Source organism: Ruegeria sp. AN11 (assembly GCF_056536005.1).
Genome location: NZ_JBQFJD010000002.1, coordinates 883,138 through 896,376, shown reverse-complemented (window position 1 = coordinate 896,376; position 13,239 = coordinate 883,138). Strand labels below are relative to the sequence as shown.

General features: G+C 59.0%; 14 protein-coding genes and 1 pseudogene. 3 read left to right on the top strand and 12 right to left on the bottom strand.

The window, feature by feature from the left end; genetic code table 11:
* Positions 1-168: 168 nt before the first annotated feature.
* The 3 genes and pseudogenes from ACR3EQ_RS23965 to ACR3EQ_RS23955 all read right to left on the bottom strand — a co-directional run.
* On the bottom strand, positions 169-1,209 hold the full coding sequence (locus tag ACR3EQ_RS23965) for an aromatic ring-hydroxylating dioxygenase subunit alpha (protein ID WP_480492353.1): 1,041 nt from the start codon (positions 1,207-1,209) through the stop codon (positions 169-171).
* Between the two features lie 170 nt (positions 1,210-1,379).
* Positions 1,380-1,688 carry a LysR substrate-binding domain-containing protein gene (locus ACR3EQ_RS23960; RefSeq protein WP_480441199.1) on the bottom strand — a complete coding sequence of 103 codons (309 nt, stop codon included), beginning with the start codon at positions 1,686-1,688 and terminating at the stop codon, positions 1,380-1,382.
* Between the two features lie 23 nt (positions 1,689-1,711).
* Positions 1,712-1,849, bottom strand: a pseudogene (locus ACR3EQ_RS23955) (LysR family transcriptional regulator); the annotation flags it as partial.
* 356 nt (positions 1,850-2,205) lie between these two features.
* Between ACR3EQ_RS23955 and ACR3EQ_RS23950 the strand changes: the two are divergent.
* Both ACR3EQ_RS23950 and ACR3EQ_RS23945 read left to right on the top strand, forming a co-directional pair.
* Positions 2,206-3,264 carry a succinylglutamate desuccinylase/aspartoacylase family protein gene (locus tag ACR3EQ_RS23950; protein ID WP_170614025.1) on the top strand — a complete coding sequence of 353 codons (1,059 nt, stop codon included), beginning with the start codon at positions 2,206-2,208 and terminating at the stop codon, positions 3,262-3,264.
* 239 nt (positions 3,265-3,503) lie between these two features.
* Entirely contained in the window at positions 3,504-4,748 is a 1,245-nt protein-coding gene (locus ACR3EQ_RS23945) for a molybdopterin molybdotransferase MoeA (RefSeq protein ID WP_170614024.1), read from the top strand.
* Positions 4,749-4,869: 121 nt separating this feature from the next.
* Here the strand turns inward: ACR3EQ_RS23945 and ACR3EQ_RS23940 are convergent, their stop codons facing one another.
* Positions 4,870-5,079, bottom strand: coding sequence for a hypothetical protein (locus ACR3EQ_RS23940; protein ID WP_170619357.1), 210 nt, complete (start codon positions 5,077-5,079; stop codon positions 4,870-4,872).
* 111 nt (positions 5,080-5,190) lie between these two features.
* Between ACR3EQ_RS23940 and ACR3EQ_RS23935 the strand changes: the two genes are divergently transcribed.
* A complete protein-coding gene (locus ACR3EQ_RS23935; protein ID WP_170614022.1) occupies positions 5,191-6,375 on the top strand; it encodes an alpha/beta hydrolase in 1,185 nt (394 codons plus the stop codon).
* Between the two features lie 117 nt (positions 6,376-6,492).
* Here ACR3EQ_RS23935 and ACR3EQ_RS23930 read toward each other — a convergent pair whose 3' ends face one another.
* The 8 genes from ACR3EQ_RS23930 to napF are packed head-to-tail and all read right to left on the bottom strand — an operon-like array spanning position 6,493 to position 12,997.
* The gene (locus ACR3EQ_RS23930; protein WP_170614021.1) at positions 6,493-6,750 is read right to left on the bottom strand and encodes a hypothetical protein; all 258 of its coding nucleotides are present in this window, start codon (positions 6,748-6,750) and stop codon (positions 6,493-6,495) included.
* A gap of 14 nt (positions 6,751-6,764) precedes the next feature.
* Positions 6,765-7,463, bottom strand: a complete 699-nt coding sequence (locus ACR3EQ_RS23925; RefSeq protein WP_170614020.1) for a NapC/NirT family cytochrome c — start codon at positions 7,461-7,463, stop codon at positions 6,765-6,767.
* Between the two features lie 29 nt (positions 7,464-7,492).
* On the bottom strand, positions 7,493-7,933 hold the full coding sequence (locus ACR3EQ_RS23920) for a nitrate reductase cytochrome c-type subunit (protein ID WP_480441068.1): 441 nt from the start codon (positions 7,931-7,933) through the stop codon (positions 7,493-7,495).
* Between the two features lie 9 nt (positions 7,934-7,942).
* The gene (gene napH, locus ACR3EQ_RS23915; RefSeq protein WP_170614018.1) at positions 7,943-8,860 is read right to left on the bottom strand and encodes a quinol dehydrogenase ferredoxin subunit NapH; all 918 of its coding nucleotides are present in this window, start codon (positions 8,858-8,860) and stop codon (positions 7,943-7,945) included.
* Positions 8,857-9,675, bottom strand: coding sequence for a ferredoxin-type protein NapG (gene napG, locus ACR3EQ_RS23910; protein ID WP_170614017.1), 819 nt, complete (start codon positions 9,673-9,675; stop codon positions 8,857-8,859). Before napG ends, napH begins: the two co-directional genes overlap by 4 nt.
* Positions 9,676-9,702: 27 nt before the next feature.
* Positions 9,703-12,195, bottom strand: a complete 2,493-nt coding sequence (gene napA, locus ACR3EQ_RS23905; protein WP_170614016.1) for a nitrate reductase catalytic subunit NapA — start codon at positions 12,193-12,195, stop codon at positions 9,703-9,705.
* Positions 12,192-12,485 carry a chaperone NapD gene (locus ACR3EQ_RS23900; protein ID WP_170614015.1) on the bottom strand — a complete coding sequence of 98 codons (294 nt, stop codon included), beginning with the start codon at positions 12,483-12,485 and terminating at the stop codon, positions 12,192-12,194. Before ACR3EQ_RS23900 ends, napA begins: the two co-directional genes overlap by 4 nt.
* Complete coding sequence (napF, locus tag ACR3EQ_RS23895) at positions 12,482-12,997, bottom strand: ferredoxin-type protein NapF (protein ID WP_170614014.1); 516 nt, start codon at positions 12,995-12,997, stop codon at positions 12,482-12,484. The genes ACR3EQ_RS23900 and napF overlap by 4 nt, the downstream gene beginning before the upstream one ends.
* Positions 12,998-13,239: the final 242 nt, after the last annotated feature.

Genomic DNA, 13,239 nt, shown 5'->3' with positions numbered 1-13,239 from the left:
GTAAGTGGCGGAGGGGTTGCCCCTCCGCATCTGTACTGAAGATTGCGATTGCCACGGAAGCCCGCAAGGCCTAGGCCTTGCGGCACCTGAATTCAGGTTCGAACGCAGTGGTGATCGCGTGCTCCCTTATCTTGGGCGACCCGATACTAACGGACATTCCCGGCCGCCTCAGCCCTCCATCTTGGCATCGACCATCGCCTCTTCGGCGATCATTGCTTCCAGTTGGCGGCGGAACCGCAGCTGGCCTCCGTCGATGCTCAGGTCGATATGGGGGCTTTCCTTTTCGTCCATGCCGATCTGAACCTCTTCGAGAACGGCCAGGTCTTCTTCGAATGCGTAGCGGACATCCTCACTCATCATCCTGGAAAGCTCGGCGTCGTCCGGGCGGATGTTGCGCAGCTGAAACCAGTAATACCGGGTCTCGGTTTCCGAGGTCGGCGTCATGAAGTTGTAGCTGTCCATGATGAAGGTCCGCGCATGCAGCGGTCCGTCCGGCCCCCCAGTACCAGCAGGGGTGAAGACGGCCTTAATCAGCGCATGGCTGGGATAGTGCACTTCATAGTGCTGAAGCCGGTCGCAATTGCCTTCGAACTCGACCACCTTCTTGTAAAACGGGGCAGGTTCCACATCCATCATCCACCGATGCACGACGATGCCGTTGTCCTTTTTTGTAACCGACAGCGGCGTGTCCTTCGTGGCATCCTGCGCGAAAGAGCTTTGGTGCACCCACGCGACATGGGTTGGATCCAGCAGGTTGTCGGTCATGTACAGATAGTTGCACCTGATCTCCATCGCCGCACCACGGTTTATGCCCCAGTCGGGGTCGTCGTAATGCTCGATCTCGAAGATCTCGGAAGGCTCGGCCATGGCCGGATTGCCCATCCAGATCCAGACCAGTTCGTATTTTTCGTGCACGGGATAGGAATGCACCTTAGCCGAGGATGGGATGCGCCCTTTGCCGGGGGCCGAGACACACTGACCGACGCAGTCGAACGTCAGCCCGTGATAGCCGCATTCCACATCGTCGCCTTTCATGCGGCCTTTTGACAGCGGCAGTTTTCGGTGCGGGCAGGCGTCCTCCAGCGCGACAACTTCACCGGCCCGGGTCCGATAGACACAGATTTTCTTGCCCAGAACCCGGATTTGCCGCAGCTCATGAGTGATCTCGGAACTCCAGGCCACAACGTACCAGGCATTTTTCAGAAACACGGTTCACCTCCCGCAGAATAGTTTGTTCGAGCTTTAGGAACTTATGTGCGGGGAATGCGGGCTTGTATAGTATTGCTGCCTGCCTTGTTGTTCAGGAAAACTAAATCATTTTACCGATCTCTTGAGGAGTTTCCGAGCGATCTTGAGACGTCCCGTCCTGCCTGCAGAATCTAGTCCAGAAAGCTGCGTGCCGTTCGTTCATCCAGCGCGCCTTCACCCCAGCAGACCAGATAGGGTCTGGGCAATGGTATTTCCTGTTCGGACAGGCGACACAGATAGCCCATCTGCAAGTCCCGTTGAACAAAAGACGTTTGCGCCAGCGCCACACCACGTCCCTGAATGGCGGCATCCAAAGCTAGGCTGGACAGCGAAAAGACGGCATCCTTCCGTCGTGGTGAGGCGTCGATATCGTTCGCTGCAAACCAGTCTTCCCAGTCCGGGACGTCTTCGAAGCCGGGCCCCCAGTCTGTGCAGAGCAGGGGCGCGCGCGACCGGTTTGTTCTTCCAGCACCTTGAGCTGCTGACTGACCGCACCGGGTGTGACGTTCAGCTCCCGCGCGGTATCGGCGACGGAATTGGTACGCCCAAACACCTCGAATGTTTGCAAGGCCCGGAGGGAGGGGAGGGGGGGTCGACGCATATATACCGCTTGGCGAAGTTTAGAAAACTGCATTGTGATGCAGGCTACCCAACTTGGCGTCTGAAGAAAACAGATCCAGTTCAGGTATGAACACAAGAAGCGGCGACATGACCGACGGCTTTCACCTATAGGCCTTAAGCAACATAGGTGGACACCAACCCGGCCGTTCGAGCTGGCCACAGATCGGAATTGGCGAAGAGCGGCACCGCGGGGAGCTTCTGGTCAGGGGGGCGCCCCCCGAATTGTTGATTGGCCCAAAAAGCGATCCGATGATCACTGATGGCCAATGCAAGATCAGATCAACGAAGGCTTTGATCTCAACCATAAAGATGAGAGCATGCGCGCGGTGGTCGAATTTGAAGCCGCTGACAAACGTGACATTTTCAGAAGGTGCCTCGATGGTTCAGAATTGCCCGGTCCGATGCTCGCTTGATCTTGTAAGTCCGGGCAAGCGGACCGGTTTCATCGACGTGACCCTGTCCAACAATGCGCTTGCTTTCAGCACCATTCGCGTTCCCATTGGCGTGTTGTGCGGTGGGGCCGGACCTACGGTGCTACTTACGGCGGGCAACCACGGGGACGAGTACGAAGGGCAGCTTATCCTTCACCGGATGCTGAGAGAGCTCGAGCCGGAGCAGCTGAACGGGCGCATCATTGTGCTGCCGGCATTGAATGCGCCTGCCGTGCGTGCGCGTACCCGTGTGTCGCCACTGGATCAGGGAAATATGAACCGGGCGTTCCCCGGGACACATGCTCCCGGACCGACGGCTGCTATTGCCCGGTTCGTGTCACAGGAGTTGATCCCGCAATCCGACATCATTCTGGATTTTCACTCAGGGGGAACTGCGACGCGCTACATTGACTGCGCGTTCGTTTGCCTGGGGAATGATGCGGCGCTGAATGCAGACAATATTGATCTTGCGCGCCAATTTGGTGCCGATTTTACAATGGTAAGCCGAACGTCCGACGAGGGTGCAGATTTCGACTCGGAAGCCTATCGTCAGGGCAAAAAATTCCTTTCCTGCGAGCTTGGGGGGATGGGCACGATGACCACCCGCTCTTTCCAGATTGGCTGGTCGGGCTGCTGCCGTGTTCTGTCTAACCTAGGGCTTTTCGCAGCCGATGAGGTCATGACGGAACCCGCGGATGCTGCCATGACCCGTTTTGTTGATGTGGGTGCAGACTGCTCGCATGTCACCAGCAATTTTGAGGGGTTGATTGACCTTCACGTGCAGCTTGGTGGCGAGGTCGGCAAAGGACAGGTCGTTGCGACCTTGTATGACATACACAACATCGGGCACCCACCTGCGTCATTGACGACTCAGCAGAACGGAGTCGTTTGCGTCACGCGTCGAAACCCTTTGGTCTCACCCGGTGATCACCTGCTGATGATTTGCGGGGACTACGCAATTTAGCCAATAGGCTGCGTGGGCCGGCCGAGATTCTGCCGCAGACCGACAATCACAGCATGGGCATGGGGGACGTGTTCAGGCAAGTGGCGACGAACTGTGACCTATGTCAAGGACAGCGCTCGGGTCTCGGTGTCCATTGGGCGCGGTTTGTTGGCCGGGTTGCGACCCGTCCGATCATGAACAGTGTTGACGCTGATTTGCCGGGGTTGTCCTTGCATTCGGCTGAACCCGGAGAAACACAGATGGCTGATGGATGCGCCTGCGACCGGCACGCCCACCTGTACGTGTCCGTGGCTGACGCCCTGACACGGGGGCTGGCCGCCGCCAATCCGATTGTCGAAACAAAGCCCGTACCGCTGACTGAGGCGATTGGCCGGGTTCTGGCCGAGGATTGCCTCAGCAAAACTGACATGCCCGCCTTCGACAACTCTGCCATGGATGGCTACGCGATCCGCACTCGCGATCTGGGCGCGGGGCCGGTCTTTGATCTGCCCGTCGCCGGGCGCGTGGCCGCCGGGGACAGCGGCGCGCATCAGGCACCCGCAGGAAGCGCCTTGCGTATCTTTACCGGTGCGCCGGTGCCAAATGACTTCGATGCCATTCTGATGCAGGAGGATTGCGAGCTAACAAAAGGCGGTATCCGCTTCTCAAGTCGCCCGACCGCCGAACAGCATATCCGCCGCGCGGGTGAGGACCTGAAAGCGGGGGCACTGATCCTGCGTCACGGCTGCGAGATCGGCGCGCGCGAGGTCGCGGCGCTGGCCTCAGCCGGGTTTGGCCAGGTCAAGGTATACCGCAAGCTCAAGATCACCATCTTCTCGACCGGCAGCGAATTACGCCAGCCCGGAGAAGACCTTGGCCCCGGCCAGATTTACAACTCGAACCGTAATATGCTGCGGGCGCTGCTGGACAAGCGCTGGATCGACCTGACGGACATCGGCCCGGTCGAGGATGACCCGGTTTTGCTGGAACAGGTCTTGCGGCAGGCATGCGACACATCCGATCTGATCGTCACAACCGGCGGCGTGTCTGTTGGCGACGAGGATCACATGCCGCGCCTGTTTTCCAAAATCGGCGGTCAGACGGATGTGATGAAAGTGGCCATGAAACCGGGCAAGCCGATCATGTTCGGACGTCACGGCGATGCGCTTTATATCGGGTTGCCGGGCAATCCGGTTTCCGCCTACGTTACCTGGCAAATCATCGGGTCGCCGATGATGGCACGGCGCGCCGGTTTGCATCCAAGCCCGCTTGTCGCCGAACAGGCGGTGCTGGCGGAACCGCTGCAGCGTCATCCCGGGCGGCAGGAATTTCGCCCGGTGCAGATCCGGGGCACAGCTCCGGACGGCAGGCCGCGCCTGCACCTGATGGCACCGTCCTACAGCGGGCGCGTGGCGTTGCTGGCGCAGGCGGACGGGTTGGCCATTATCCCTGCGGATGTCGAAACCCTACCAGAGGGGTACGCGCTGGAACTGTTGCGGTTCTGAACGCTCGGTGCCCGAGCTGAAGGTTATGTCCCTATTGTGTGTTAAAAAGCGGTGGCTTGATCCTTTGGTGGGCAAAAAATCAAGCATTCTCTGTACTTTCCACTAGTGGCTGTGAGCTTCATCAACCAAGACCTTGGGCAAGCTTCTTCAGCTCACATTGTGGGGCCACCAATCGTTCTGCCAGCGCGACATTGTCCTCCATCAGCGCGCGGCAAATCTCTTCCTCCAATTGGTTTGCAAGTCGCAGCAACAAAGGCGCGACTTCGTTGACACCGTTGTTGTTGCCAGAGGCTCCGGTTTGACCCAGTTTGTTCGTTGATACTTGTGGCATAGCGCGAATTCCCGATTGGCTCTCCGGGACAGGGTATCCGCATGAACTTGGTGATGCCGTTGACTTATCGTTGATGTATCGTTGATCTTGCAGGCAGTGTGGGAGGAGCACATGCGGCGATGGGTATTGAATCTCAAGGATGGCAAATTGTCATCGGGACAGGATCAATCGACACTATCGCCAAAAGCTACCGAAGTGCTGGAGTACATGATTTCCAGGGCCGGTATGGTTTTGTCTCGCGAAGAAATACTTCAAGCCGTATGGCATGGCTTGTTTGTGAACCCGGATCTTGTGCGCGAGTACATTTTTGAGATCCGAAAATCGCTCGGGGATGACGCAAAAAATCCAAGTTATATTGAGACTGTAGGCCGGCGCGGATTTCGGCTGATTGGACCAGTTTCCGTCCAACACGGTGAAGATCAGGCTGCACACTCTGCTCTTTCCCAGGCGCAACCCAACCCATTGCCTTTGGTGAAATATTGTCGTTCCAAGGACGGGACCTCCATCGCGCATACTGTTTCCGGCGAAGGGTATCCGATGTTGATTTCCGGAAGCTGGATGACCCACCTGGAACAAGACTGGCAAAACCCTGCTTACGGCGATTACATTCGACACCTTTCGGATAAATTTACGGTCATTCGCTATGACCAACGGGGGAATGGTCTGTCCGAGTGGGCGGATGTCGACATCAGTTTTGAGCGCATGGTCGACGATATGGAAGTCGTGATCGATGCCTACGATTTTGAACAAGTAGCGATCCTGGGTTTGTCGCAAGGTGCATCTGTTTCGTTGGCATATGCGCTGAGGCATCCGAAACGAATTTCGCATCTTGTACTAAGTGGAGGGTATTCAAGGGGGCGAAAACATCGCGGCAACGAAGCCGAGATTGAAGAAAGCGAAGCTCTTGTCAATTTAATCCGCAACAGCTGGGGAAACGAAAACCCCGCAATCCGGCAAATCCTGACCACGATGTTTATGCCGGACGCTACAAAAGCAGAAATGCAGTGGTTCAACGATTTCCAAAAGCTCTGCGGACCAGCCGAGAATATTGCTCAGTTTCGCGCTTTGTTTGACGACATTGACGTGAGCAACCTGCTAACAGAGATTTCATTGCCGACCTTGGTTCTTCACAGCGACAGGGATGCAGTGGCACCGCTTTCGGAAGGGAAAATACTGGCTTCCCAGATTCCGGATGCTTCATTCGTGCAACTGGATAGCCCCAACCACTTACTTTTTTCGTCAGAACCAGATTTCGAAAGAATGATTGCCAGCATCGAGAGCTTTGTTCGGTCCTGATGCTTAAACTTGATGAGTTGTCGTTCCTTTTCCAACAGTTGCACAACAGGCCTGCCAAGAAACACCGCTTCAGCCCGGCGCTCTGAGAAATTCAGACGCCGGGCCGCTTGGCTCGGATCAGGCGGTTGCGCCCTTTATGCGGATGGCACTGCCCACCGCGCCCGCGCAAACGCCGACGGCGATGGCGATCATCAGTTCCAACACTTCGACATGGGCAAACTGCCATTTGGCAAAAACCAGTGTCTCCAGCACGCCGACCACACCGCCCATGACCGCGCCCAGCCACAGCTTGCGGGTCATCATGCCAAGCGCCAAACCCAGAATGCCGGGCAGGCTGAGGATGTTGCCACCGATGGTTCCAAGTAATTCAAGCATATGTCGAGCTCCTCTCAGTCTGCCCGTTTGGCCAGAAACGACCGGATTTCGTCACTGCCTGCCGAGGCGTGCTGCTGCAGGTTCTGCGGCGCCTCGTCCAGTTCGGCAGTGATGTCCTGATAGGTTTCCAGATAGTTGGGCGGCAGACTGTGGGCGATGCCCTGGTGGCAGTCGATGCATGTCATGCCGGAATCGATGGCGCGCTGATGCTCGGACGCGGCGCGGGTTTCCTGAAGGGTGAAGTCCATATACTCGAAATTGTGACAGTTGCGGCATTCGCGGCTGTCGGATTCCTTCATTTTCTTCCACACCGCCGAAGCCATGCTCAGACGATGGTCTTCATATTTTTCGGGTGTGCTGATGGTGCCGGCCAGCTCGTGATAAACGTCCTTGACCGCCATGATCTTGGCTTTGATCTTGTGGTTCCATTCGTGCGGCACGTGGCAGTCGGAACAGATCGCGCGGACGCCCGAGTGGTTGTTGTAGTGGATTGTCTCGCGGTATTCACCCAGATTGGTTTCCATCGTGTGGCACGAGGTGCAGAATTCCTCGGTATTGGTCAGTTCCAGCGTCCAGTGGAAACCGCCCCAGAACAAGATACCGGCCAGAAAACCGGCCAATATCAGAAAGCCCGAGCTGAACATCACAGCCGGGGTCCAGATCGCGTTCCAGAGGCGGCCAATCCAGCCGCGATTTTCGGGGGAGTCTGCCATATCGGTGCTCCTTTCAAAGATGCGTTGGATCAGTTGCCGGAAGAAGGTTCGAATTCATTGTCGACCAGCGCCGGAGTGTCGGCCTGCGGCACGTGGCACTGATTGCAGAAATACCGTGTGCCCGCGATCCGGTCCAGTTCACGGCCTTCGCGGTCCAGGTAGTGGGTCATCGAAAGGGTCGGTGCGTTGCGCTCGCCCGCTTTGGTCCAGTCGTGACAGGACAGGCACTGATTGGTGCGCAAGTCGATCTGGTATTGTTCAATCGAATGCGGGATCAGTGGTGGCTGCTGGCGATAATTCCGCTGCATGCGTCCTTCGACATTCCGATGGACTTGATCGAGGACCACTGGTTCATCCACTTCGGCTCCGCGTAGCGAATTCACCTGAGCGGACTGCGCCAGAGCAAACCCACTCAGGAGCAAAACGGGGATCAGGGCAATTCCGCCTGTCAGGATTGGTCTATTCATCATGGCACTCCCTTAGATAGGTCTGGCGGCGCGCGGCTTGGGCGCGGCGGCTGGATCGGCAGGCGCGACGAGGGCCTCGTCGAACCGGTGAGTAAATTTGAAGACATCAACCGCGCACACATCAATGCAGCGGCCACAATTGGTGCAGTCAGGCGACAAGATCAGTGGGCTGGATCCCGGCTTGCCCTTCAGCGCGGGCGAGATCACCTGGTTTTCCGGGCAGACCGCATAGCAGTCCATGCAATCATCACACGCAGCGCGGTTGCTGGCGCTGACGCGCAGCAGGCTTTTTGTGCCGATCAGGCCGTAGAAAGCCCCGACCGGGCAGATATGACCGCACCAGCCATGGCGTGCGACCAGCAGGTCAAACACAAAGATCGCGGCGATCATGGCCCAGACAAATCCCATGCCGAAGATCAGGCCCCGGTGCAGCATGGTGATCGGATTCACGATCTCCCACGCAATCACGCCGGTCAGGCCCGAGACGATCAGGACTGTCGCCAGAACCCACAGACGGGTGCTGCGCTTTGGCTGCCAGCCCTTCGGCAAGTCCAAACGCCGATGCAGCCAACTGGCGGCATCAGTCACCGGGTTGATCGGACAAACCCAGGAACAATAGACCCGGCCACCGATCAGCGCGTAAGTGACAAGCACGATCAACCCGCCGATCAGTGCGGTCAGTTCGGGCCAGTGGCCTGCCACCATGCTTTGCAGCAGGATCAGCGGATCGGTCAGCGGTAGAACGCCCAACGTCAATGATCCGGCCAGGCTGCCCTGAACAATCCAGATGCCAAACCACGGCCCCAGCAGGAACAGTACCAGAAAGAACACCTGGCTTGCCCGGCGCAACAGCAAAAAGCGATGCGCGCCGATCCAGCCCTTGGCCTCGATCGCCTCTTGGCCCACAGGTATCTGGGTGCTGGCGCTCATTGCCCCACTCCCGGCAGGTTGTAATCGGGCGCAAACCCTCCGGGTGTGACCAGATTGTCGGTACCTGGTCCCGGCAGGCGGTCGGGCAGGTCAATGATGCCCTCGACCAGAGGTGCTCCCTTGGCGGCCTTTTCTTCCCAGCCCTTGCGGTAGTGATCCGCCGCGCTGCCACGCGCCAGACGGGCTGGAAGCACCTTTATCGCGGCTTCCGGCAAAACGCAGCTTTTCTCGCATACGCCGCAGCCGGTGCAGCGGTCCGCATGAACCGTCGGCGCAAAGATCGCGTGGCTGCCCGAGCGGGTATTGTGTGACGGCTCAAGCGTGATGGCCTCGTCAATGACGGGGCAGACGCGATAACAGACATCACAGCGCAGGCCGAGGTAGTTCAGGCAATTCTCCTGATCCACCAGCACCGCAACGCCCATCTTGGCATCGTCGATGTTGTCCAGCGACGGGTCCAGCGCGCCGGTGGGGCAGGCGGCGACGCAAGGAATGTCGTCGCACATCTCGCACGGCACGTCGCGGGCGGTGAAATACGGCGTCCCGGTAGCACCGGAATCCGACCCCAGTTCCGCCAGTTTCAGCGTATCGTAAGGGCAGTCCCGCACGCATAACCCGCAGCGGATGCAGGCCGACAGGAAATCCTCTTCGGGCAGCGCACCGGGCGGGCGCAGGGCCTCGGCCGGCAGGCTGCGCGCATCGCGCGCCAGCCAGGCCAGCAGCGATCCTGCAACCACGCAGCCGCCCGCCGCGCGCGCCGTTCCCTGCAGGAAACGACGCCGTTGCGGCGAAAGAGGTGTGCCGGCAAGGGACATGGGGACTACCTTCGCGATCCGTGCCGGTTACGCGCGCTCGACCTTGCAGGCGCATTTCTTGAAGTCGGTCTCCTTCGAAAGCGGGCAGGTCGCGTCCAGCGTCAGCTTGTTGGTCAGCTGACCCTCGTCGAACCACGGCATGAAGACCAGACCACGCGGAACCTTGTTGCGCCCGCGGGTCTCGACCCGGCTTGTGACTTCGCCGCGACGGGTGGACAGAACGATCTCCTGACCACGGCGCAGACCCCGATCCTTGGCATCCTGCGGATGCATGTAGACCACGGCCGCCGGATAGGCGCGGTGCAGTTCGGGCACCCGGCGGGTCATCGAGCCGGAATGCCAGTGCTCCAGCACACGACCGGTGCACAGCCACAGGTCGTATTCCGCATCCGGCTCCTCTGGGGCGGGTTCATACGGCGCAAAGATGATGCTCGCCTTCCCGTCGGGCTTGCCATAGAACTTCACGCCTGCGCCTTCGGGTACATACGGGTCATAGCCTTCGCGGAAACGATAGAGCGTTTCCTTGCCGTCCACGACCGGCCAGCGCATTCCGCGCGCCTGATGGTACATTTCGAATGGTGCCAGATCGTGGGCATGGCCACGTCCGAAATCGGCATATTCCTCGAACAGGCCTTTCTGAACATAGTATCCGAAATGCTCGGCATCATCGTTGTCGAAACCTTCGGCTGTTTCCGACAGAGGGTACTGGTCGATCTTTCCGTTGGCATACAGCACGTCATACATGGTCTTGCCGCGATGTTCCGGCATGGCAGCCAGCAGTTCCTCGCCCCAGACCTCCTCGACGGTGAAGCGTTTCGCGAATTCCATCAGCTGCCACAGGTCGGACTTGGCCTCACCCGGGGCCTTGACCTGCTGCCGCCAGAACTGGGTGCGGCGCTCGGCGTTGCCATAGGCGCCTTCCTTCTCGACCCACATGGCGGTTGGCAGGATCAGGTCGGCGGACAGGGCGGTAACGGTGGGGTAGGGGTCCGACACGGTAATGAAGTTTTCCGGGTTGCGGTAGCCGGGATACCCTTCTTCGTTGATATTCGGCGCAGCCTGCATGTTGTTGTTGCACTGCACCCAATAGGCGTTCAGATCGCCATCCTTCAGCTTGCGGTTCTGCAGCACAGCGTGGAAGCCCGGTTTGGGCGGGATGGTGCCCGCAGGCACGTTCCATGCGGTCTCGCAGATCTCGCGGTGCTTGTCATTTGTCACCACCATGTCGGCGGGCAGACGGTGGGCAAAGGTGCCGACCTCGCGCGCCGTACCACAGGCCGAGGGCTGGCCGGTCAGCGAGAAGGGCGAGTTGCCGGGTTCGGAAATCTTACCAACCAGCAGGTGCACGTTGTACATCAGCGAGTTCACCCACGACCCGCGGGTATGCTGGTTGAACCCCATGGTCCACAGGCTCATGACCTTGCGGTTCGGATCGGCATATTGCTGGGCCAGCTTCTCAAGCTTTTCGGCGGGCACACCGGACAGTTCCTCGGTGTATTCCAGCGTGTATTCCGACACCGCTTCGGCATATTCCTCGAAGCTGATCGGTTCCATCTTGCCGACGTTGGGGTTCGCTGCCTCTTGCTGCAGCGGGTGGTTGTCGCGCAGACCATAGCCGATATCGGTGGCAGTCTTGGTGATGTTGACGTGGTTCTTGACGAATTCCTCGTTCACTGCGCCGTTCTGGATGATGTAGTTGGCGATATAGTTCAGGATCGCCAGGTCGGTCTGCGGGTTGAACACCATGCCGTTGTCGGCCAGCTCGAACGAGCGGTGTTCGAATGTCGACAGAACATGTACCTCGCACCCCGGCTTGGTCAGGCGCGTATCGGTCAGGCGCGACCACAGGATCGGGTGCATCTCGGCCATGTTCGACCCCCACAGCACGAAGGTATCCGCGTGCTCCAGATCGTCATAGCAGCCCATCGGTTCGTCGATGCCGAAGGTGCGCATGAAACCCACAACGGCCGAGGCCATGCAGTGCCGCGCATTCGGGTCGATGTTGTTTGACCGGAACCCGGCCTTCATCAGCTTGGCGGCAGCATAACCTTCCCAGACCGTCCACTGACCGGAACCGAACATGCCGACACTGGTCGGGCCTTTCTTGGCCAGCGCTTCTTTCCACTTGGCGGCCATCACGTCGAAGGCTTCGTCCCAGCTGACCGGCTCGAATTCGCCGTTCTTGTCGTATTCGCCGTTTGACTTGCGCAGCAGCGGAGTGGTCAGGCGGTCATTGCCGTACATGATCTTGGACAGGAAATAGCCCTTGATGCAGTTCAGGCCCCGGTTGACCGGCGCGTCCGGGTCACCTTGCGTGGCCACGACGCGGCCATCCTTGGTGCCGATCAGAACCGAACAGCCTGTGCCGCAAAACCGGCAGGCCGCCTTGTCCCAGCGAATATCAGGCGTTGCCACCTGGGCATTGGCCTGTCCGGCGGCCATTGGAATACCTGCGGCCGAAGCAGTGGCTGCCGCGGCTGAAGCTTTTAGAAAAGTCCGGCGAGATTCAGAGATGGTCATTGCATGGGCCTCCTGCTGGTCGGTTGGCTTGGGGCATCAGGACGCGGATAGCTTTCCGCGAGATCCTCGAAATGGTGATAGGTCAGCGTCAAAGAGATCACTCCGGGGATCTGGTGCAGATCCATGATGATCTCGGACGCCATACGTGCGGGCGTATCTTCTACGACAACGACAAAGCGGCCGTCGTCGGTTGCGGCGTGAACCTCGACCCCCGGCGTGTCTTCCATGACCTGGCGCGCTGTGCCGGTGCTGTCCGGGGCAACGTGAACAAGGCAACCGCAGATATTCATTGCAGTGTCTCCGGGTGTAAGGTTGCAGGGCGTTCAAATCTGACCGCGTCGGCGGGGCAGGACGTGGCGCAGCCGCCGCATCCGGTGCAGGTCTCGGTATTCAGAACCGGTTCCGCCTTGCCGCCAGGCATCAGCTTGAACCGGATCGAGCCTTCATCGCAACTGTCCTGGCAAATGCGGCAACTGATCCCGTTCAGTGACAGGCAAGCGCTGGCGACAATAGATGCGCGCCAGGGCCAGTCGGCCATGCGATCAGCGATCAGGGCGCCCGTCTGGCAGGCTTCCACGCAATCGCCGCAGAACGTGCACGCACCGTCCGTCATCCGCAGCGTCGGGTATCCACCCGCGCTGAGCGTAATGACATCTTCGGGGCAGGCGTCCAGACAATCACCGCAGGCGGTGCACAGGTCCAGAAACCTGCCTTCCACCGCGCCCGGAGGCCTGATGGCACCGGGGTCTTCGCGGAGCATGCGCCCACTGAGAAAAGCGCGTCTGCTGGTTGGCTGACTCATGCGTTGCTGACCTGCGTTTCTGGGGGCAGGTGATCCTGCCCGGATTCGCTTGCTAGCGCATTTTCACAAGACCGGAGTTGATCCAGATCATGTTTTTTCGGAACCGTTTCTCCGGCTTGCAAAAACAAGGCAGACACGCCCAAGAGCGGTTGCCGAAGTATCTGCTTGTTTGCCAGCGAAACATCCACTCTCACAGTGGTACAACACCTTCGGCCCTTTGCCAAAACTTTTGTGCCACAATC

Excerpts from the sequence above, each read along its gene's own strand:
- napH (WP_170614018.1), bottom strand. The coding sequence starts at position 8,860 with ATGAGCGCCAGCACCCAGATACCTGTGGGCCAAGAGGCGATCGAGGCC.
- ACR3EQ_RS23940 (WP_170619357.1), bottom strand. The coding sequence starts at position 5,079 with ATGCCACAAGTATCAACGAACAAACTGGGTCAAACCGGAGCCTCTGGC.
- ACR3EQ_RS23945 (WP_170614024.1), top strand. The coding sequence starts at position 3,504 with ATGGCTGATGGATGCGCCTGCGACCGGCACGCCCACCTGTACGTGTCC.
- ACR3EQ_RS23925 (WP_170614020.1), bottom strand. The coding sequence starts at position 7,463 with ATGGCAGACTCCCCCGAAAATCGCGGCTGGATTGGCCGCCTCTGGAAC.
- napG (WP_170614017.1), bottom strand. The coding sequence starts at position 9,675 with ATGTCCCTTGCCGGCACACCTCTTTCGCCGCAACGGCGTCGTTTCCTG.
- ACR3EQ_RS23935 (WP_170614022.1), top strand. The coding sequence starts at position 5,191 with ATGCGGCGATGGGTATTGAATCTCAAGGATGGCAAATTGTCATCGGGA.
- ACR3EQ_RS23920 (WP_480441068.1), bottom strand. The coding sequence starts at position 7,933 with ATGATGAATAGACCAATCCTGACAGGCGGAATTGCCCTGATCCCCGTT.
- napA (WP_170614016.1), bottom strand. The coding sequence starts at position 12,195 with ATGACCATCTCTGAATCTCGCCGGACTTTTCTAAAAGCTTCAGCCGCG.
- ACR3EQ_RS23900 (WP_170614015.1), bottom strand. The coding sequence starts at position 12,485 with ATGAATATCTGCGGTTGCCTTGTTCACGTTGCCCCGGACAGCACCGGC.
- ACR3EQ_RS23930 (WP_170614021.1), bottom strand. The coding sequence starts at position 6,750 with ATGCTTGAATTACTTGGAACCATCGGTGGCAACATCCTCAGCCTGCCC.
- napF (WP_170614014.1), bottom strand. The coding sequence starts at position 12,997 with ATGAGTCAGCCAACCAGCAGACGCGCTTTTCTCAGTGGGCGCATGCTC.